This is a genomic window from Nocardia wallacei (assembly GCF_029869545.1).
Classification (GTDB): Bacteria; Actinomycetota; Actinomycetes; order Mycobacteriales; family Mycobacteriaceae; genus Nocardia; species Nocardia wallacei_A.
Map to the genome: position 1 here is coordinate 12,263 of NZ_JARWQD010000096.1, position 19,984 is coordinate 32,246.

At 70.1% G+C, this 19,984-nt stretch carries 20 protein-coding genes; 12 read left to right on the top strand and 8 right to left on the bottom strand.

Annotated elements, in window-relative coordinates; translation table 11 throughout:
* Positions 1-165: 165 nt before the first annotated feature.
* Positions 166-729, top strand: a complete 564-nt coding sequence (locus QH290_RS06320) for an alpha/beta hydrolase (protein WP_280266294.1) — start codon at positions 166-168, stop codon at positions 727-729.
* A gap of 3 nt (positions 730-732) precedes the next feature.
* On the opposite strand, the gene QH290_RS06325 is transcribed toward QH290_RS06320, so the two are convergent.
* Positions 733-1,842, bottom strand: coding sequence for an alpha/beta hydrolase (locus QH290_RS06325; RefSeq protein WP_280266295.1), 1,110 nt, complete (start codon positions 1,840-1,842; stop codon positions 733-735).
* A 190-nt stretch (positions 1,843-2,032) separates the two neighbouring features.
* Between QH290_RS06325 and mqo the strand changes: the two genes are divergently transcribed.
* The 3 genes from mqo (at position 2,033) to QH290_RS06340 (ending at position 4,356) form a co-directional block, all read left to right on the top strand.
* Positions 2,033-3,544 carry a malate dehydrogenase (quinone) gene (gene mqo, locus QH290_RS06330; RefSeq protein ID WP_280266296.1) on the top strand — a complete coding sequence of 504 codons (1,512 nt, stop codon included), beginning with the start codon at positions 2,033-2,035 and terminating at the stop codon, positions 3,542-3,544.
* Positions 3,545-3,571: 27 nt separating this feature from the next.
* On the top strand, positions 3,572-4,021 hold the full coding sequence (locus QH290_RS06335) for a GNAT family N-acetyltransferase (RefSeq protein WP_280266297.1): 450 nt from the start codon (positions 3,572-3,574) through the stop codon (positions 4,019-4,021).
* A gap of 89 nt (positions 4,022-4,110) precedes the next feature.
* On the top strand, positions 4,111-4,356 hold the full coding sequence (locus QH290_RS06340; protein ID WP_280382230.1) for a hypothetical protein: 246 nt from the start codon (positions 4,111-4,113) through the stop codon (positions 4,354-4,356).
* A gap of 64 nt (positions 4,357-4,420) precedes the next feature.
* On the opposite strand, the gene QH290_RS06345 is transcribed toward QH290_RS06340, so the two are convergent.
* Positions 4,421-5,170, bottom strand: a complete 750-nt coding sequence (locus QH290_RS06345) for an SDR family NAD(P)-dependent oxidoreductase (RefSeq protein ID WP_280266299.1) — start codon at positions 5,168-5,170, stop codon at positions 4,421-4,423.
* A 33-nt stretch (positions 5,171-5,203) separates the two neighbouring features.
* Positions 5,204-5,977, bottom strand: coding sequence for an EI24 domain-containing protein (locus QH290_RS06350; protein WP_280382231.1), 774 nt, complete (start codon positions 5,975-5,977; stop codon positions 5,204-5,206).
* A gap of 160 nt (positions 5,978-6,137) precedes the next feature.
* On the opposite strand from QH290_RS06350, the gene QH290_RS06355 reads away from it, so the two are divergent.
* Complete coding sequence (locus tag QH290_RS06355; RefSeq protein ID WP_280382249.1) at positions 6,138-8,279, top strand: magnesium chelatase subunit D family protein; 2,142 nt, start codon at positions 6,138-6,140, stop codon at positions 8,277-8,279.
* Positions 8,280-8,351: 72 nt separating this feature from the next.
* Positions 8,352-8,636, top strand: coding sequence for a hypothetical protein (locus tag QH290_RS06360; RefSeq protein ID WP_280266301.1), 285 nt, complete (start codon positions 8,352-8,354; stop codon positions 8,634-8,636).
* Positions 8,637-8,677: 41 nt separating this feature from the next.
* Here the strand turns inward: QH290_RS06360 and QH290_RS06365 are convergent, their stop codons facing one another.
* On the bottom strand, positions 8,678-9,547 hold the full coding sequence (locus QH290_RS06365; RefSeq protein WP_280382232.1) for an NAD-dependent protein deacetylase: 870 nt from the start codon (positions 9,545-9,547) through the stop codon (positions 8,678-8,680).
* 90 nt (positions 9,548-9,637) lie between these two features.
* Here QH290_RS06365 and cobO point away from each other — a divergent pair, with 90 nt between their 5' ends.
* From cobO to QH290_RS06380, 3 genes are all read left to right on the top strand, one after another.
* Positions 9,638-10,252, top strand: a complete 615-nt coding sequence (gene cobO / locus QH290_RS06370; RefSeq protein ID WP_280382233.1) for a cob(I)yrinic acid a,c-diamide adenosyltransferase — start codon at positions 9,638-9,640, stop codon at positions 10,250-10,252.
* Positions 10,253-10,304: 52 nt separating this feature from the next.
* Positions 10,305-11,846 carry a cobyrinic acid a,c-diamide synthase CobB gene (locus tag QH290_RS06375; protein ID WP_280382234.1) on the top strand — a complete coding sequence of 514 codons (1,542 nt, stop codon included), beginning with the start codon at positions 10,305-10,307 and terminating at the stop codon, positions 11,844-11,846.
* A gap of 72 nt (positions 11,847-11,918) precedes the next feature.
* Positions 11,919-12,287, top strand: a complete 369-nt coding sequence (locus QH290_RS06380; RefSeq protein ID WP_280382235.1) for a cobalamin biosynthesis protein — start codon at positions 11,919-11,921, stop codon at positions 12,285-12,287.
* Between the two features lie 9 nt (positions 12,288-12,296).
* Here the strand turns inward: QH290_RS06380 and QH290_RS06385 are convergent, their stop codons facing one another.
* Positions 12,297-12,704, bottom strand: coding sequence for an ester cyclase (locus QH290_RS06385; RefSeq protein ID WP_280266306.1), 408 nt, complete (start codon positions 12,702-12,704; stop codon positions 12,297-12,299).
* Between the two features lie 92 nt (positions 12,705-12,796).
* Here QH290_RS06385 and QH290_RS06390 point away from each other — a divergent pair, with 92 nt between their 5' ends.
* Positions 12,797-13,402, top strand: coding sequence for a TetR/AcrR family transcriptional regulator (locus tag QH290_RS06390; RefSeq protein WP_280382236.1), 606 nt, complete (start codon positions 12,797-12,799; stop codon positions 13,400-13,402).
* A gap of 9 nt (positions 13,403-13,411) precedes the next feature.
* Here QH290_RS06390 and QH290_RS06395 read toward each other — a convergent pair whose 3' ends face one another.
* Positions 13,412-14,467 (bottom strand): DUF2293 domain-containing protein, encoded by a 1,056-nt coding sequence (locus QH290_RS06395; RefSeq protein ID WP_425301733.1) that lies wholly within the window; start codon positions 14,465-14,467, stop codon positions 13,412-13,414.
* A 124-nt stretch (positions 14,468-14,591) separates the two neighbouring features.
* On the opposite strand from QH290_RS06395, the gene QH290_RS06400 reads away from it, so the two are divergent.
* The gene (locus tag QH290_RS06400) at positions 14,592-15,932 is read left to right on the top strand and encodes a DoxX family protein (protein WP_280382237.1); all 1,341 of its coding nucleotides are present in this window, start codon (positions 14,592-14,594) and stop codon (positions 15,930-15,932) included.
* A gap of 5 nt (positions 15,933-15,937) precedes the next feature.
* Here QH290_RS06400 and QH290_RS06405 read toward each other — a convergent pair whose 3' ends face one another.
* Entirely contained in the window at positions 15,938-17,035 is a 1,098-nt protein-coding gene (locus QH290_RS06405) for an Rv3169 family protein (protein WP_280382238.1), read from the bottom strand.
* Positions 17,036-17,058: 23 nt separating this feature from the next.
* The gene (locus QH290_RS06410) at positions 17,059-18,195 is read right to left on the bottom strand and encodes a phosphotransferase family protein (RefSeq protein ID WP_280382239.1); all 1,137 of its coding nucleotides are present in this window, start codon (positions 18,193-18,195) and stop codon (positions 17,059-17,061) included.
* 432 nt (positions 18,196-18,627) lie between these two features.
* Here QH290_RS06410 and QH290_RS06415 point away from each other — a divergent pair, with 432 nt between their 5' ends.
* Positions 18,628-19,968 carry a DoxX family protein gene (locus QH290_RS06415; RefSeq protein ID WP_280382240.1) on the top strand — a complete coding sequence of 447 codons (1,341 nt, stop codon included), beginning with the start codon at positions 18,628-18,630 and terminating at the stop codon, positions 19,966-19,968.
* Positions 19,969-19,984: the final 16 nt, after the last annotated feature.

A 19,984-nucleotide genomic window follows, 5' to 3' on the forward strand; every position in this document is an offset into this window, starting at 1 on the left:
CGCCTGCACGCCGCATCGGGCGCTGTGCGCCGTTCCTGTCTGCCTGTGGCCTGGTGGCGGCCGCCGGGCGTTGGGTGGCCGAGTCGGCGGGGATGCGTCTACTGGCCTGAATGGTGGGCAGCAACACGCGGTCGGGGCTCGCGGTGGCGTGTAGCGTGGGGCTCCATGGAAACTCGGCGGATCGCGGTCGGGGACCGCGCGTGGACCGTGCGAGTCGGCGGACCGCACTCGCGGCACACCGTGCTGCTGCTCCCTGATGCGGGCGACCCGGTAGACGTCTACGACCGGGTGGCCACTCGCCTGCACACCTCCGACCTGCGCACGATCGCGGTCGAGACGCTCGACGACCTCGACTCGGCCGCGGTATACGCCATCCTCGACGAGCTCGGCGTCCCCTGGGCCAACCTCGCCGGGGTCGGCGCCGGAGCCGACCTGGCCTGGCAGCTGTCCGCGCGGGGATTCGGCCGGTTCATCGGATTGGTCGTCGCCGGTCGCGCGCATCCGGCCGTCCCGGGCCCCGGCGGCACGGTCGCCGACTCCACCTGCCCGGCCGTGGAGCTGCCCACCACCGTGATCGCCACCAAAGAACTGCCGCGCACCGCCGCCGAGGCCAGCGGGCGCCACGTCTACGGCGAATTCCGGGTCACGCAGGTCGACGTCGCCCACGTCGCCACCGAGGCCGACCACGAACTCGCCACCGAGATCGTGCTGCGCAGCGGCCTGTGGTGAGATCTACTCCGCGCGTGCGGGTTTCGCGCTGAACTCCGCGAGCCACGTGAGCCAGGAGTCGAGTTCGGCGAAGGCCGTGGCACGCACCGGCTCCGAGGACAGGAACACGTCGTGGCGCGCGCCCTCGATCGGCACGATATTGGTGCGGTCGCCCAGGCAGCCCGACCAGCGCTGAATCTGGCGCACATCGAGCACCGTGTCCGCGACATCGGCCGCGGGACCGTACCGGCGCATGAACTTCGTCACCTTCGACCGCAGGATCAGCGTCGGCACCCCGATATCGAGCCCGCGCTGCAGCCGCGCATGCCCCTGCCGGATCGCCCGCAGCCAGCCGAAATGCACCGGGAACCCGGCCAGCGGCTTCCAGTCCAGGTTGTAGTCCCACTCGCCGGATGCGCTGTGGTGCAGGCTGGCGCCGTAGGTGTCCACCTCGGCGCCCGGCAGCCTGGTCATCGCCCGCAGCCGCCCCAGCCCGTGAATCACGGCCGTGCCGACGGTCCGGTAGTAGGACGGGCCCTGCAGATCGAACCACGGGCTGTTGAGAACCAGGCCCGTGATGTCTTGTGCCGCACCATTTTCGGTCCGGTTGAGCCGATCCAGCCAGAGCGGCACCACCAGTCCGCCGGTGGAGTGCGCCATCAGCAGCACGGGCAGCCCGGTCTCCTCCCGCACGATGCGCAGCGCCTCGTTCAACTCGGCGTCGTAGAGCGCCAGATCGCTGACGTAGTGCGCGGTCTGCCCCGGCCGCAGCGAGCGGCCGCACTTGCGCAGATCCAGTGCGTAGAAGCGATATCCGCGCGTGACCATGTGCTCGGCCACGTGCCGCTGGAAGAAGTAGTCGGTGAAGCCGTGGATGTAGAGCACCACCCCGGTGGGAGCGACGGGACCGGAGGCGGCAGCCCGCGTAACCACGGAGGGACCCGCGGACGCCGCATCGAACACTGCCGCCCGCTCGGGACCCTCGGCCGCGTAGCGCACCAGCGTGGCCTCGGCGGTGCCCTCGCCGTCCGGGTCGGCGCCCAGCGGAATGGTCAGCTGCTCGTAGCCTTTGCCCAGCACATCGGCCTGCCAGCCCTCGGTGCGCACGGGTGCCACCGGCGTCTCGTTCGTCACAGCTCCACGATATTCGACCCGCTCAGCCGCGGCAGCCGGAGGGAAGTCCGTCACACCGGGCGTGGTCCGATTCCGAATCGGGCATGGTGAGGGGCAGAATCAGGTTGAAGTGAACGGCGGGTAACCTTCCCGCTGAAGTTGCTGACCCGCGCAGGACAAGGAAGTCGATCTACCCGTGCCGAACGCTGCGATGACTGAAAAGACCGATGTAGTACTCATCGGTGCCGGCATCATGAGTGCCACCCTCGGCGCACTGCTACGTCAGGTGCAGCCGGACTGGTCGATCACCATGTTCGAGCGGCTCGACGCCGCCGCGCCGGAGAGCAGCGACCCGTGGAACAACGCGGGCACGGGCCATTCCGCGCTCTGCGAGCTGAACTACAGCCCGCAGCAGGCCGACGGCTCGGTCGACGTGTCCAAGGCCGTCGACATCAACGAACGCTTCCAGGTGTCGCGGCAGTTCTGGGCGTACGCCGTGGAGAACGGGGTGCTCGGCGAGCCCTCGGAGTTCATCAACCCCATCCCGCACGTCAGCTTCGTCCACGGCGCCGACAACGTCGACTACCTGCGTAAGCGGTATGAGGCGCTGTCGCGCCACCCGCTGTTCGAGGGCATGGAGTACATCGACGCGCCCGACGAGTTCGCGCGGCGGCTGCCGCTGATGGCCAAGGGGCGCGACTACTCCGAACCGGTCGCGCTGAACTGGACCGACTCCGGCACCGATATCGACTTCGGCTCGCTGACCAAGCAGCTGCTGGCCTACCTGGGTGCCAGCGGCGTCGAAATCGCCTTCGGCAACGCGGTTCTCGACCTCGACAAGCAGTCCGACGGCAGCTGGAACGTCCGGTCCCGCAACACCCGCACCGGCGCCACCCGCACGGTGAACGCGAAGTTCGTCTTCGTCGGCGCGGGCGGCTACGCGCTGCCGCTGCTGCAGAAGTCGGGGATCAAGGAGATCAAGGGCTTCGCCGGATTCCCGGTCAGCGGCCAGTTTCTGCGCTGCACCAATCCGGATCTGATCCAGCGGCACAACGCGAAGGTGTACGGCAAGGCCGCCGTCGGCGCGCCGCCGATGTCGGTGCCGCACTTGGATACTCGCGTCATCAACGGCCGGGCGGGTCTGCTGTTCGGACCCTATGCGGGCTGGACGCCGAAGTTCCTCAAGGACGGTAAGCTCACCGATCTGCTGAAGTCGGTGCGCGCGGGCAACCTCACGCCGATGCTGGGCGTCGGCGTCACCGAGCTGGGCCTGGTCAAGTACCTGGTCAGCGAGCTGCTCAAGTCGCAGTCCGGCAAGGTGAACACGATGGCGGAGTTCATCCCGCGCGCCGAGGGCCCGGACTGGGAGCTGATCACGGCCGGTCAGCGCGTGCAGATCATCCGCCGCAAGGGCGTCGGCGGGGTGCTGGAGCTGGGCACCGCCGTGATCGCCGCGGCCGACGGTTCGGTGGCCGGACTGCTCGGGGCCTCGCCGGGCGCGTCGACCTGTGTCAGCGCGATGCTCGACGTGCTGCAGCGGTGCTTCCCGCAGGAGTACGCCGGCTGGACGCCGAAGCTGAAGGAAATGGTGCCGTCGCTGGGCGTGAAGCTCTCGGAGAATCAGGCGCTCTACAGCGAGGTGTGGGACTGGTCGAACAAGGCCCTGCACTTGACACGCGACGACGTGAGCGACAACACGCCGACACCGGCCGGGGTCGCGTAGCGCCGATCTATGTGATAGCAAGACGCGATGATGTCAACGGTTGCTCTCAAGAGGTCGTGGGCCGCAGATCTGGACACCGCGACCCTGTACAAGCTGTTGAAGCTTCGTGTCGAGGTGTTCGTCGTCGAGCAGAAGTGCGCGTACCCGGAACTGGACGGACTCGACCTGCTGCCGGAGACACGGCACCTCTGGCTCGACGACGAGGGTGAGATCATCAGCACCCTGCGGCTGCTGGAGGAGCATCACGACGGGGTGGATTCGTTCCGCATCGGGCGCCTGTGCACCTCGCCGCCCGCCCGGGGTCACGGCTACACCACCCGGCTGCTGCAGGCGGCGCTCGCCGAAACCGGTTCGGCCCCGGTGCGTTTGAACGCCCAGACCTACCTCGTCGACATGTACACCAAGCACGGCTTCGAGGCCGACGGCGAGGAGTACATCGAGGACGGCATCCCGCACATTCCGATGCGCCGCGGCTGATCTCGGCGTCCGCCCGCAAGCGCTCTGCCGTCAGTCGGCGGTGACCGCGTAGAAGGTGTGGGCGGGCGTCACGCAGTAGAACGCCGTCCGTGCCGGGCAGGCTGGAGGACAGGCCGATCGCGACCAAGCGGGGGACGCCCGCCGCGGGGAGGCCGGTGAGCAGGGCCCGCGCCCGGACCGTCGAGGGCCGCCAGGTCACCTACGAGCTGACGGCCCTCGGTCACAGCATCCTGGTGCCCCTCGAGGCGATCTGCGCATGGGCGCGGGACCATTGGGAGGAACTTCTCGACGTCGCCGATCCGATGCCGGGCGAACGCGCGGCCGTGGGCGCCTGAGCGGACAGCCCGCTCCGTCATTTCCGGCATGTTCTCGGCCGGAAATGCTGCGGCGCATCCCGTCTCAGGACGGGAAGGTCGCTACCAATCCGCCGTCGATGACCAGGTCCTGGCCATTGATGTACGACGCTTCATCGGACGCCAGGAATGCGACGGCGTCGGCGATCTCCTGCGGCCGCCCGAAACGCCCGGTGGCGACGCGGCCCCGCAGGGCGGCCGCCTGCTCGGCGGGCAGCGCGGACTCGGAGAACAGCGGTGTGTCGATATAGCCCGGGCTGATCGAGTTGACCCGGATGCCCCGCGGCGCGAGATCGGCGGCGAGGGTGCGCGCGAGGTTGTGCACGGCGGCCTTCGTCGCGGAATACACTGTGGCGCCGGGATTTCCGCGGTGCAGCGTCCAGGATGCGTTGATCACGACCGAGGAACCGCCGGGCATCAGCGGCAGGGCACGCTGGATGGTGAAGAACACGCCCTTGAAGTTGATGTCGACCACGGAGTCGAAATCCGCCTCGGTGATCTCGGCGATCGGCTTGAAGATCCCGCCACCCGCGTTGGCGAACAGCACGTCGAGGCGTCCGAAGCGGTCGCGGATCGCGGCCATGAGCGCGTCGAGCGCGGTGAGGTCGGCGACGTCGTTGCGCACCGCCAGCAGCCGGTCGCCGCCGTCGAGATCCTTGGCGGCGGTATCGAGTTTCGCCTGGTCACGGCCGGTGATGATGACGCTGCCGCCCTCGGCGAGGATCCGGCGCGCGGTCTCCAGGCCCATCCCGCTGGTCCCGCCGGTGATCAGAACAACTTTCTCGGAAAATCTCACGCGACCGATGATGCCGTGCTGTCGCGCGGATTGTCATACCGGCTGGTCTCGCCGCGCCGGGACACCGTCGGTCGCGAGGTCCCGCACCAGCAGGGTGGCGCCCGCGACCGCGCCCGGCATCAGGAATACCGCCACGAACGGGATCAGGAAGGCCGCGGCGAGGGGAGTTCCGAAGCCCCACACCAGCATTCGGCGAGTCCGCAGCATCGCGAGCTGTTCGCGCAGTTCGACACCGCGGCGCTGCAGCGCCACGGAGGTGAGCTCCTGGGTGAGGAAATATCCGGTCACGCACACGACCAGCACGGGAACCACGGTCTGCCCCACCACGGGGACGAATCCGGCGGCGAACAGCAGCACGCCCCACAGCGCGGCCCGGACCACGATCCGCAGGCTGTCGCGAATCGAGATCCACAGTTCGCGCCACAACGGCAGCCCGGATTCGGGCGCGGTGCCGTCCGGGGACTGCGACCGGTCGACCTGTTCGGACAGCGCCTCGTAGAACGGTTGCCCGATCGCCAGCGTCACCGCGGTGAAGGTGAGCACCGACAGCAGCAGTCCCAGCACGACCAGCAGCACGGCGAGGAATCCCCGCAGCAGCCCCGGCCACGGCGAGGCCCAGGTGTCGGCGAACGGCGTCGCCCACTCCACGATGTCGCCCGCGAAGATCACGAGCGCGATCACCGCGGCGAGATACAGCAGCAGCGCGATCAGGCCGGGCACCAGGCCCAGCCCGAGCGAACGCCGATGCGTCGCCACCCACCGCTGCCCTCGCACGAGGTAGCCGAACCCGTTCGCCAGATCACGCACGGGCACAGCGTAATCGGAGATCGGCCCCGGGTGCGGAAGTGGGCGACGGGTGCGGGCCGGTTGCGAAGAGTTGTGTGAGTGCGGTTGTTCACAGGAGGGCGGCGCCGGTCGGCGGGGGCGGCGCGCCTAGAGTTGGGGCGTGTCCGAATCCCGAACCACTGTGGCGCCGCGAACCGATACGACCACGTCAGCGCGTGATGAGGCCGGATTTCCGTTCTCGGCGGTGGTGGGGCAGGAGCGGCTGCAGCTGGCGTTGATTCTGTGCGCGGTGCATCCCGGGATCGGCGGCGTGCTGGTGCGCGGGGAGAAGGGGACCGCGAAATCGACGGTGGTGCGGGCGCTGGCGCAGCTGCTGCCGCCGATCGTGGACGAACGCGGGGAGCGGCCCGCGCGGCTGGTGGAGCTGCCGGTCGGGGCGACCGAGGACCGGGTGGTCGGATCGCTGGATCTGGAGCGGGTGCTGCGCGACGGCGAGCAGGCGTTCCGGCCCGGCCTTTTGGCAGCGGCGCATCACGGGGTGCTCTACGTCGACGAGGTGAATCTGCTGCACGATCACCTGGTGGACGTGCTGCTCGATGCCGCCGCCATGGGGCGCGTGCATATCGAGCGCGATGGGGTGTCGCATTCGCATCCGGCGCGATTCGTGCTGGTCGGCACCATGAATCCCGAGGAGGGGGAGCTGCGTCCGCAGCTGTTGGACCGGTTCGGGCTGACCGTCGATGTGGCGGCCTCCCGGGATGTCGACGTGCGGATGGCGGTGGTGCGCCGCCGCCTGGACTACGAGGCCGACCCGGCGGGATTCGCGGCGCGCTACGCGGGTGCCGACCGGGAGGTGGCCGAGCGGATTCTCGGCGCGCGCGAGCGCCTCGCCGAGGTCGCGCTCGACGATGTGGAGCTGCGGCGCATCGCGGCGCTGTGCGCCGCCTTCGATGTCGACGGCATGCGGGCGGATCTGGTCGTGGCTCGCACCGCGACCGCCCACGCGGCCTGGCGCGGAAGTGACTGTGTGACAGCCGAAGACGTGCGCGTCGCCGCGGAATTGGCGCTGCCGCACCGGCGCCGGCGCGATCCGTTCGACGAACCGGGCATCAGCGAGGATCAGCTGGACGAGGCCATGCGCCAGGCGGGGGAGCAGGCCGAGCAGAGCCGGGGCGAATCGGATTCGGGCACAAGCGGATCGGAGCCCGAGGTCGGTTCCGATAGCGACGAATCCGAGGGCGGTCGCGCCGACAATCCGGACGGGCCCGACGGCGGGCCGGAAGGCCCTGACGATTCCCAGGGCGGGCCTGACAACTCCCGCGGTGGGCCTGACGATTCCCACGGTGGGCCCGATGATCTCCACGGTGGGCCTGACGATCCTCACGGTGGGCCTGACGATCCTCATGGCGGGCCTGACGATCCTCACGGTGGGCCGGATGATCCCGACGGCGGGCCCGGCTCGCCCGGCGGTGGGCCGGGTGGTGGTGCCCGCGACGGTAAGGCCGGGGCGCCCGTGAATTCCGTTGCGCGCCCGCCCCGCTGGGAGATTCCCGGTGTCGGGGAGGGCGCGCCGGGCCGCCGCTCCCGGGCGCACAGCAGGCACGGCCGGGTCGTCCGCGCCACCTCGGATACGTCCGCGGGCCTGCATCTGCTCGGCACCGTGTTCGCCGCCGCACCGCATCAGCACGCCCGCGGCCGGTCCGCCGGTCCGCTCGCGCTGCAGGCCGGTGACCTGCGCGGCGCGTATCGCGAAGGGCGCGAAGGCAATTTGGTGATTTTCGTCGTGGACGCGTCCGGGTCGATGGCGGGCCGCGACCGGCTGTCCGCGGTGACCGGCGCGGTGGTGGCGCTGCTGCGCGACGCCTACCAGCGGCGCGACAAGGTCGCCGTGATCACCATGCGCGGCGCCGAGGCCGAGCTGGTACTTCCCCCGACCTCCTCGGTCGACATCGCCGTCCGGCGGCTGGCCGCCCTGCGCACCGGCGGCAAAACCCCACTGGCGCAGGGACTTGTGAAGGCCCGCGAGATCGTGCAGCGCGAGCGGGTGCGCGATCCGCAGCGCCGCGCCATGCTGGTCCTGCTCACCGACGGCCGCGCCACCGGCGGCGTCGATCCGGTACCGCGCGCCCGCGCCGCCGCCCGCCGTCTCGCCGCAGACGGCGTCGCCGCAGTGGTGGTGGATTGCGAGCGCGGCATGATCCGCCTCGGCCTGGCCGCCGACCTGGCCCGCGACCTCCGCGCGACCTACCTCCAATTGACCGAACTCACCGGCGATTCCGTCGCCGGAGCAGTCCGAGCAGCGGGCACCACCCGAGCCGCATAGCCGGGCCGCCGCGACGGCCAACCAACGAACAGTCCAGCTGGCCTCGGTTTTGCTCGCCTTCGCCTCGCCGCTGTGGAGTTCGCATCGGCTCGCCGGGCGGGTGCTGCGCCTGCGGTTCGGGACGCCGCGCGTCATCACGCGACTGCCCGCGATCCCGCCGGGATCGGCCTCGAATTCGACGCGGAACCGGCGCGGCTGTCCCTGATCCGTGCGTCGTCGTCGCTGGTTCGTCTCGAGCTGGCCGAACCCGTGCCCGCCCGTATCCAGGGCGTGCGCCGGGTCGCGGTGCGTTCGGTCGTCACCAGCACCGACGACCCCGATCGGCTACTCGCCGCCGTCGCGGAGGGTCGGTGCTGAAGCCGCGCCGACAGGTCCGCCGCGAGCCGTGCCGACAGATGTCAGGAGGCAAGTGGGGCGCGGGCGGCGGTGGGGGCGGGGCAGCGATCTGCCAGAGCCGACAGCACGGGGGAACACCCCGCGTCGATCACGAGGGTGGCGAGGTCGTCGCCGCGGGTGGCGCCGCGGTTGACGATGATCACCGGGCGACCCGTCTTGGCCGCGTGGCGGACGAATCGCAGGCCGGACATGACCGTCAGCGACGATCCGGCCACCAGCAGCACCTCCGCCGCGTCGACCACCTCGAATGCCGCGGCGACCCGGTCCCTGGGCACGTTCTCGCCGAAATAGACGATATCGGGCTTCAACAGGCCGCCGCAGTGCGCGCAGTCGACCATCCGGAAGTGATCGGTGTCGGTGACCACCGCGTCGGCGTCGGGGGCCACCTCGAGTCCGCTGGTGATCGCGGCCTCGGCGAAGCCCGGATTCGCGGCCTCGAGGCGGTCGGCCAGGGCCATTCGCGAGATCAGGGCCTCGCATCCCAGGCAGCGCACGCGTGCGTAGGTGCCGTGCAGGTCGAGCACGCGGCGGCTGCCCGCCTTGGTGTGCAGCAGGTCCACGTTCTGGGTGATCAGGCCGGTGACGATGCCGGCGCGCTCCAGGCGGGCCAGCGCCCGATGCCCGGGGTTGGGTCGCGCGGCATCCATGCGCCGCCAGCCGACATGGTTGCGTGCCCAATACCGTTGCCGGAACGCAGGATCGCCCACGAACTGCTGGTAGGTCATCGGGTTGCGGGGCGGCGAACCGGGGCCGCGATAGTCCGGGATCCCGCTGTCGGTGGAGATTCCGGCGCCGGTCAGCACCGCCACGCGGCGGTCGGCGACCAGCTCGAGCAGCCGTCCCATCTCGGGACCGGGCGGGGTGTCCGGCATGAGGTCCAGGGTACGGGCGGGCCCGAGAATCGGCGCTGGTCCGGGTATGGCACCGTGGAGCGGCAGCGCAGCAGACAAGGAGCAGAGCACATGCCCAAGGGTGTTCCGGAGACGATTCCCGACGACGGGCTGACCACGCGGCAGCGGCGCAATCAGCCCGTGCTCGCCGTGCATACCGGTGTGGGCAAGGGGAAGTCGACGGCGGCGTTCGGGATGGCGCTGCGGGCCTGGAACCAGGGTTTCGACATCGCGGTGTTCCAGTTCGTCAAGAGCGCCAAGTGGAAGGTGGGGGAGGAGGCAGCCTTCCGCACGCTCGGGCGCCTGCACGAGGAGACGGGGACGGGCGGGGCGGTCGAATGGCACAAGATGGGCGAGGGCTGGTCGTGGGTGCGCAAGCCCGGCACCGAGGAAGACCATGCCGCCGCGGCGCTGGCCGGGTGGCAGGAGATCGCCCGCCGCCTCGCCGCCGAACAGCACCGCTTCTACGTCCTCGACGAGTTCACCTACCCGCTGAAATGGGGCTGGGTCGACGTGGACGAGGTGGTCGAGACCCTGCGCGCCCGCCCGGGCAACCAGCATGTGGTGATCACCGGCCGCGATGCCCCGCAGGCACTCGTCGACGCCGCGGACCTCGTCACCGATATGAGCAAGGTCAAACACCCGATGGACGCCGGTCGCAAGGGCCAGCGAGGCATCGAGTGGTGAATTCCGCACCCGTCGGACCGCGCGGTGCTGTCCGGGTGCCCGGAGGCGGGCGGTGAGTACGCCCGCGGTGGTGATCGCGGCGCCCGCCTCGGGGAGCGGGAAGACCACGGTCGCAACGGGTTTGATCGGGGCGCTGCGGCGGGCCGGGCATGCGGTGGCGCCGTTCAAGGTGGGACCCGACTACATCGATCCGGGGTATCACGGCCTGGCGGCGGCGCGGCCGGGACGGAATCTGGATCCGGTGCTGGTGGGCACCGACCGGGTGGTGCCGCTGTATCGGCACGGCACCCGCGGCTGCGATATCGCGGTGGTCGAGGGCGTGATGGGGTTGTTCGACGGCCGCATCGACGACGACCGGGCCGATGCGGTGGCCGAGGGTTCGACGGCGCAGGTCGCGGCGCTGCTCGGGGCGCCGGTGGTGCTCGTGGTCGATGCGCGCGGGCACAGCCAGAGCCTCGCCGCGCTGCTGCACGGTTTCGCCACCTTCGACAGCGGGATCCGGCTCGGGGGAGTGATTCTCAACCGGGTGGGCAGTGAACGCCACGAACAGGTGCTGCGGGCCGCCTGCGCCCGGGTGGGCATGCCGGTGCTCGGCGCTCTGCCGCGTATGGCCGAATTATCCGTTCCCTCACGGCATTTGGGTCTGATTCCGGCCGTGGAGCACGGCGGCGCGGCGCGGGCGGCGGTGGATACGATGACCGAACTCGTCGCGGCGCACGTGGATCTGGCGGCGATCGCCCGGCTGGCCGCCGCGCGTGTGCACGGTCCGGCCTGGGATGCGGTGGCCGCCGTGACCGGAACGGTGCACGACGCACTCTCGACTGCCGCCACCGAGGGTGTCGACTCCGCGGTCGAAGGTGGCGTCGAGTCCGGAAGGCTCACCGGCGCAGCGGTATCGAGTGACGTCGGGGCGGATGCCGAATCGCGGCTCGTGGGATCGGTGGCCCATGGCCCGACCGGGGGTGCGGAGACCGTGATCGCGGTCGCCGGTGGGGCCGCGTTCACCTTCGGGTACGCCGAACATCGCGAGCTGCTCGAGGCCGCGGGTGCGACCGTCGTCGCCTTCGATCCGATGCGTGATGAATTGCCCCGTGACACAGCGGGTCTGGTACTTCCCGGGGGGTTCCCGGAGGAGCATGCCGCCGAGCTCGCCCGCAACGGCCCGCTGCTGTCCGCGGTGGCGGAGTCGGCGCGGCGGGGGATGCCCGTGCACGCCGAATGCGCCGGGCTGCTGTATCTGGCCCGCTCACTCGACGGCCACCGCATGGCCGGGGTCGTCGACGTGGCGGCCGAATTCGGGCCGCGCCTGACCCTCGGATACCGGGATGCGGTGGCGCTGACGGATTCTCCGCTCTGGCGGGCGGGCGATCGGGTGCGCGGTCACGAATTCCACCGCACCCACCTGACCGCCGCCGAGTCACAGCCCCCCGCCTGGGGATGGCGATCACCGGAGGGCCGGACCGTCCGCGAGGGCGCCGTGGTCCACCGGGTCCACGCCTCCTACCTGCACACCCACCCCGCGGGAAATCCCACGGCCACAGCGAGATTCGTCGCAGCGGCAGCCGCCTACGCAGCCGAGCGTTCCGATGCCTGACGCTCCTCGAATCGGCGACAGCGCAACCCACCACCGCCTGTCCGCCATGTTGGCTGCTCGGGGGAGAGGCGCATGACCGGCGCGGAATTTGTTGTGGGGGTGGGGCTTCGGCCGTCTGTGCGGGCGGTGGACATTGTCGACGCAATCCGGGAAGCGGTGGGCGACAAGGTGGTCCGGTGTTTGGCGACGGTGGATCGGCGTGCCGGAGAGCCGGGGTTGGTCGAGGCGGCCGCGGAACTCGGGGTGCCGATCGTGGCGTTCGAGGTCGCGGAGCTGGCGGAGGTCGAGGTGCCGAATCCGCGGGCGCGCACCGCGGCCGCGATCGGCGTACCGAGCGTCGCCGAGGCCGCGGCGCTGCGGGCCGCCGCGGGCGGGGACCTCGTCGTCCCCAAGCGGGTGCGACCCGGCATCACCGTCGCGGTCGCCCGCTGCCCGCGGTAATACCCCGGATCAGTCGGCCTGCAGCTGCCGGAGCAGACCGAGACGGTCGACGACGGCGTGCCGCGCGCTGATCCGGTCACCGACGAAACGGAACAGGGCGAATGCCTCCATGCTGATCTTGCGGCCGGTGGCGGGGATGCCCATGAGCTCCCCGGTGTGGGTGGCCTGCATCCGCCAGCGCACCATCACCCCGTCGTCCTCGCCCATGATGTCGAGGATGTCGAAGGAGGGATCGGTGTAGGCGGCGTGGATCGCGCGCACCGTATCCTTGAATCCCTGTGCGCCGACGACATTCCGGTGGTCGCCCTCGGTGGTGATGAAGTCGTCGGTGAACAGCTCGTCGGCGATGTCGGGGTTGCCCGCCTCCAGGTTCTTGTAGAGGCGGCGGATGGTGTCCTTGTGAGACTGCGTGGTCATGATCAGCCCTTCGGCGCTACGCTAATTACTGAGTGGTGACTCAGTAATTTAACCTCTTTCCTGAGTGATCGCGCAAGAAGGAGGAAGCATCCGTGGCGGAATCGCGACGAGGCCGCCCGTCCACCGGAGTCCGCGAGGCGGTGCTGCGGGCGACCGAGCAGGCGCTGGCGGAGACGGGAACGGCGTTGTCCACCAAGGAGATCGCGCGCCGCGCCGGTGTCGCCGAATCGAGCATCTTCTACCACTTCGGCGACCGGCTCGGACTCCTGCGGGCGGTGGTCGGCGAGCACCTGCCGGGCTTCGCGGACGCCGCGGTCATGCTGGGGCGGCGCACCCCGAACCGGGATCTGCGCGACGCCCTGGCCGCCCTGCTGTCCGGCCTCGAGCGCTTCTATCTCGGCATCATGCCGATTCTCGGTGCCCTGCAGTCGGATCGGCAGCTGCGCGAACTGCTGGCGCGCCGGGAGGGCGAGGTCGGCCCGCATCTGGCGCTGCGCTCGGTCGCCGAGGTGCTGCGCGCCGAACAGCAAGCGGGGCTGGTGAATTCCGAGCTGGACCCGGTGGCGGGCGCGGTGCTGCTCGTCGGCGCCGCCCATCAGCGGGCCCTGCACCGGTATCTGCTCGGCGCGGTCGCGGAGACGTTCCTGCCGTCGGTCGAGGCCGTGGCCGACGGGCTGCTCGCCGCCTTCCGGGCCTGATCGACCCGCTCAGCGCCAGGAGTTCAGGACGCGGTCGACGGTGGGGCGGATCTCGGCCCGGGCGTCGGCGCGGGGGACGCCCTCCATCAGGAGGCGGTCGTACCCGGTGTCGAGGTGACGCACCGAGGCGATGACGGCGAGCGTGATGGCCTCGGCGTCGAGCACCTTGGCGGCGGCGGTGCGCCCGACCCGGCCGCTGCCCCGCACCGACGCGTGCACCGCGATCTCGGTGGCCCGCTCGGCCGGGCAGCGGGGGAACAGCCGCCGGATCTCCGCGGCCATCAGCGCCTGGAATTCGACGTCCTGTTCGGCCCGCCGCACGCGGTCGCGCTCGCGGCGGCGCAGCCGTGCCTCCTCATCGGCCAGGCACTGCTCCTCGGCCCGGGCCAGGGCCCGCTCCTCGACGAGGATGCCTTGGCGCTCATAGCGTTTGCGGCGCGGATTGAAGCGGACGACCACGGCGGCCAGCACGCTCTCCTTCTTGGCGCGTCGGCTCAGAGCGGCGTCTCCGGCGGGCAGGAATTCCAGATGGTCCAGATCGGCACAGGTCAGACAGAGTGCCCCGGTACCGGACATGATCAGATACGGCCCGGTCTCCGCGCATTCGGCGCAGGTCCACGGTTCCTGCGCCGCGACGACCGTCAGATCGGGCGCCTTGTTCTGCCGCCGCTCCAGCTGCGCCCGGCGCGCGGGTGTGAGATCGGGTGCGAGCCAATGCATCCGGAACGCCGAATCGTCGCCCGACTCGAGGAATCGAAGCGCCTGCCGGTCGCGGCTCCCGGACAGATAGGCCGCCTCGCTGGGGGCCAGTCCCTGCTCGTGCGCCCAGTCCCGCAGGATGCCGACCGCATCGCCGAGCCGCTGCCCGTCCACCGCGGCCGCCTGCTCGAGCGCGTCGATCCGCCCCTGCCGCCACCGATCCACATGGCTCGAACGCAGCCATCCCACACCCGTGAACACATCGATCGCACTGACGTACTTCTGCCTGGCCAGCGCCGCTTCCGCGGCCTCGACCACCCGGCGCCGGAGTTTGGACACGTCGCCCGACCTTACCGGCAGGAGCATGAGCGTCGTTCGCAAGTAGCATCGGGACCGGGCGGGACTCCCGGGTTTTCCCGGATGTTCGGGGTGGAGGCGATCGATAAGGTGAGGTCTCGCATGTGATTTCAGTCGTTGCCCGGGAGTGCCCATGTCGGTCGATGTGATCGCCGAACCCGCACAGCAGGATTCGGCCACACCCCGGATGGTGTACTGGCCCGTCGCCGTCCGGGTTCTGTTCCGGTTCTTCTTCAGCTACATCGTGCTGTTCTATGTCGCCACCGCGCTCGTGATCACCTCGCTGGCCGGATGGGCGGGGCGGTTCATTCCCGAGGCGGTTCTCACCGCACCGGGCCGCGCGCTGGACCCGCTCGTGCGCTGGGTGGGCACGCACGTGTTCGGCACCACCATCGCGCCCGAAACCGTCACGGGCAGCGGCGATACCGCGGCGACCTGGGTGCTGGCGGCGTGCCTGCTGGCGATCGCGGCCGTGATCACCCTGATCTGGTCGATTCTCGACCGGCGGCGTCCGGCCTATCCGTCCCTGCACACCGGCCTGCGGCTGATGATCCGATTCGGGCTGGCGGCCACGATGTTCGTCTACGGCTTCGCCAAGGTGTTCCCGACACAGATGACGCTCGGACTGTTCCGGTACGTGGAGCGGTTCGGCGATATGAGCCCCATGGGTGTGCTGTGGTCGCAGGTGGGTGCCTCGCCACAGTATGAGATCGCCCTCGGTTCGGCCGAGGTGCTGGCCGGGGTGCTGCTGATCCTGCCCTGGACGGCGACCGCGGGCGCGCTGCTCGCCCTGGTGGACATGGCGCAGGTGCTGCTGCTGAACCTGACCTTCGACGTGCCGGTGAAACTGTTCGCATTCCACCTGCTGCTGCAGAGCGCCGTCCTGCTGGCACCGGAGGCGCGGCGCCTGACACGGGCGCTGCTGGGCCGCGCCGCGCCCGCCGCGACACCCCCGGCGCGGTGGAGCACCACGCGCACGGCGGTCATCGTCCAAGTGGCCCTCGGCGCCTGGGTCCTGGGCGGAGCGGTGCAGCAGGGATGGGCGAATTGGCATGACTCCCAACGCCTGTCGCCGCTCCACGGGATCTGGGAGGTCACCGAGTTCACCGCGGCCGGGCAGCTGCGCCCGCCCCTGACCACCGATGCCGAGCGGCCGCGCCACATCGTGTTCGACCGGGTCTTCGACCGGCCCACCGGTCCCTCCACCGATACGGTGATACAGGGCATGGACGATCGGATCAGCCGGATGTCGGCGATCATCGACACCGGACGGAACCGGATGGAGCTGGCACAGGGAGCCGGAAAACCGTACGGGGCCTTGACCTTCGAACGCCCGGGGCCCGATCGGATGGTCCTCGAGGGCACCCTGCGGGACCAGCCGGTGCGCATCGTCGCACACCGGATCGACGAGACGGCCTTCACGCTGCCCAGCCGCGGCTTCCACTGGGTGCAGGAGTTCCCCTACAACCGGTGAATCCGCTAGGGCGCCACCGCGGTCCAGTCGGCGAAGCCGGTGGGGTCGTGGCGGCCCAGGCTGGCATGTTCGAACAGGCCCCAGCCCTCGGCGCCATTGCAGCGGGCCTGCGCGACGTGGTCGATGACGCCCCACGGGATGCGTGCGGCGACGGCCGGATCGGTGAGATCGTAGGCGACACTGGACGACCAGCCCGCGCCCTTCCACTGGCCGTGCCCCCAGTCCGGATCCCCGCCGTAACCGCAGCCGATATGCAGCGCCATGAACGTGTGCGGCGTGATCTCCACCTCGAGCGGCTTACCGTCGGGCGTCGTCAGATCCAGCCGTGCGGCAACGGGAAGCCTTGTGCCGGAACAGTATTCGATGTGCACCCGGGGCCAGCCGAGCTGCTCCACCCGCCCGTCCGGCCACACCCGCACCGCATCGTTGAGGGTGCGGAAGCCGTCCGGATTCTCCTGCATGATCACCACGATCGCGAAGTCGTCGAACCGCAGCGGCACATACATCCACCAGAACCCGCCCGGCCCTTCGGCATTGGCGCGACCGGCGGGTTCGGTCTCGCCGACGGGACGGATGCCCCAGGAGCGGTCGCGGGTGCCGGTCCACACCCGCGGGTCGACGGCGATATCGGTCCCGTCCAGGCTCAGCATGCCCGACCACGACCCGACCTGGGCGAACCGCGAGGCGTCGATGATCGGCCGGTTCCCGGCGAGAATCAGATGCGGCTGCTCCTGCACCGCCGGGAACGCGCCGGTCCAGGTGAGGTCGAAGCCGAGATCGTCGTGCTCGCAGACGATCCGGATGCGCTGCAGCGGCTCCAGCACCTCGATCCGATAGCCGCCGACCCGCTGGTCCAGACCGCGCTCGCCCAGCGCGTCGGAGAAGCGCACCGCGCGCTGGGTGTCGCCGCGGCGGACCGCGGCGTAGGCGTCGACGACCCCCAGATTCGGGTACACGCCCATGCCGGTGATCAGCAGCGTGCCACCGGCACGATCGTGCGCGTTGAAATAGCTGCGGTCGTAGAAGTTCCGGTCGCTACCGGCCACCCGGGCCATCGACAGCGGCGTCTGGTGGATGGGGTACTCGTCCAAGGGGACAGGCATGTTCGAATCCTGTTCGTAGCGGGTCAATCCCAGGTGTATGTTCCGGCGAGCAGGGCCTCCAGGCTCGTCCGGTGCATGACGTAGTCGTCGCGGTCGGCGGTGTCGGTGTCCTCGCCGAAGTGGATCATCCGGCGCTTCACCCGCGCCATCACGATGCCGTGCCGCAGCGCCGCGTACACCAGATACCAATCCAGTTCGCGCACCGTGTATCCGGTGATCCGCCGGTAATGGTCCACCACATCGTCGCGGCGCAGGTAGTCCGGCAGGCCGGGCTGGTCGAATCGGGTGGCGATGTCCTGGAAGAAGCGGTGGATGAAGATGATCCACGCGATATCGAGTTCGCGCGGGCCCAAAGCCGCCATCTCCCAGTCGAGAACGGCGGCGGGCTCGAATCCCCGATAGATCACATTGCCGGGCCGCGCGTCGCCCCAGCTGAGCACGTCCGGGCCCGGATCGGCGGGCCAGTGCTCCTCGAGCCACTCGAAGGCCCGCTCCAGCAGCGGAATCCGGTATCCGTCGTCGGCCAGCGCCCACCGGTACCAGGCCCGCTGCGCGTCGACGTGGCGGCGCAGCGCCGAACCCTCGCCGTCGAGCATCGGGAATTTCGCGGCCGGATCGGGCAGGGCGTGGATCTTCGCGATGATGTCGACGGTGTTGCGGGTCAGCCGCAGCCGTTGCTCGGCCGTGGCGTCGAACAGCCAGCCGACGAACACGTAGGGCGGATTGTCCTCGGGGATACGGCCGTCCACCCGCCGCATCACGAAAAACGGTGTGCCCAGCACCGATTCGTCGGTCTCCAGCCAGCACAGCGGCGGCACCGGCACGTCGGTGTGCTCGGCCACCCCGGCCATCACCGCGTACTGCGTCTCGAGGTCGTAGGTCTCGAATACCGGGAACGACCCGGCCTCGGGTGCCATGCGCGCCACATAGGAGCCGCCTCCCGCCCGCCCGTCGACCTGCCATGCGGCATCGAACAGCACCGAGGAACTCGACATGCCACCGGCCTGCGGGCGAGTCAGGTTGGTGATCTTGGGCGGACCGTCGCAGTCCAGGCGGGCCGCCAGCCAGCGGGTGAGCCGCTCGGCGAGGTCGTCCAGATCGCGGGCGCTGGTGGTCAGCTGCCGGCGCTGTCCGGGATCGGGTTCGGGATCGGCCGCCATCACCAGTCCTCCTGAGCAGTATGGAACAGCGTGCGCGCCAGTGTGTTCCGTGGCGCGGGTTCGCGGCGCGCGGTGAGTGAAATGTAACGCGTTCTAATCAGTGTGGGAGCCGAATCCGGCGGCGAATGCCCCCAGTTCCGGTCACCGGGACCCCCGATTGCCCTACCAGCGGGTGACGCGAGCCCCGTACCGAGGTAGGGGGCGGCGGCCCGTGTCCCACCGTGCCCGGGTACGGCAAATCGGCCCGTAGCGGGAGGTGCGTTCCGGTCCCTCGTTCCTAGCGTCGGCTGTCGTGAGCGACGTGGGCGCCGCAGCGTGGATCAGTCCCGCGGCGTACGCGGGATCCGGGTGTAACTCAGGGCCTTCCCGGAAGCGGTCGGCGTCGTTCGCTCCGTAGCTTCGGAATGCAAACTTCATCGAAAGGGGACGAGCGTGGGCGCAGTCGCAACGGCAACCACACCGCCGGCGGCGCAATCGGAGACCGGAGAGTCGTCACCGGCGGCCTGGAATCCGTCGACCCGGATCGTGTTCCGGTTCTGCTTCCTGTACTTCGGGCTGTTCAGCCTGCTGTATCCGCAGCTGATCACGGCGTTCCTCGGCTGGTTCACCTCCTGGCTGCCGCGCGACGCGGTGCTGTGGCAGGTACGCCTCCTCGAGCCCGTCTACGCCTGGGTGGGTCGCACGGTCTTCGGGGCCGACGTCGAACTGCGCTTCAACGGCAGCGGTGACCAGGGCGTGCTGTGGGTGCTGGTGTTCTGCGTGCTGGTGCTCGCGGTCGCCGGGACGCTGGTGTGGACGCTGCTGGATCGGCGCCGCACGCAGTACCGGGCGCTGGCCGGGTGGTTTCTGCTGTTCATCCGGCTGTGCGTGGCCGGGCAGATGCTGAACTACGGTTTCGGCAAGCTGATTCCGTCCCAGATGCCGGAGCCGGCGCTGACCACCCTGCTGGAGCCGTTCGGCAACCTCAGCCCGTTCGAGGTGCTGTGGAATCAGGTCGGAGTGTCGCCGCCGTACGAGATGCTGCTCGGCGCCGCGGAGGTGGTGGCGGCGATTCTGCTGTTCATCCCGCGCACCGCCCTCGCGGGTGCGATGCTGACCCTGATCAGCACGGCGCAGATCTTCGTGCTGAACATGACCTTCGGGGTGCCGGTGAAGATCCTGGCCGGGCATCTGCTGCTGATGTCGCTGGTGCTGCTGGCGCCCGAGGCGCGGCGGCTGGCCGATGTGCTGGTGTTCGACCGGACGGCCGGGCCCTCGACGACGCCGTATCCGTTCCATACGCGGCGCTCGCGCCTGATCGCGGCCGCCGCGCAGATCGCGCTCGGCATCTGGGTGGCCGTGGAGATGATCCACGTCGGCTGGGGCTTCTGGAAGGAAGGCGGCCCCGATCGTCCGAAGCCGCCGCTGTACGGCATCTGGTCGGTGTCGGAATTCGTCCGCGACGGGCAGGCGGTGCCGCCGCTGCTCACCGACGAAACACGCTGGCGCACGGTCGTCTTCGACTTCCCCGGGCAGGTGTCCTACCAGCGGATGGGCGGCGAGTTGGTGACCGTCCCCGGCACCGTCGACGCCGCCACGCGTCGGATCGAACTCACCGACGGCACCGTGCCCACGGCCGCGCTGACCTTCGAGCAGCCCGCGCCGGATGCGGTGACGCTGACCGGCGAGCTGGAGGGCCACCCGGTGACGATGACGCTGCGGCGGGTGGATCCGGACAGTCTTCCGTTGCGCAGCACCGGATTCCACTGGGTGCAGGACGAGCCCATCGGATAGTGCCACCCGGCCCCAC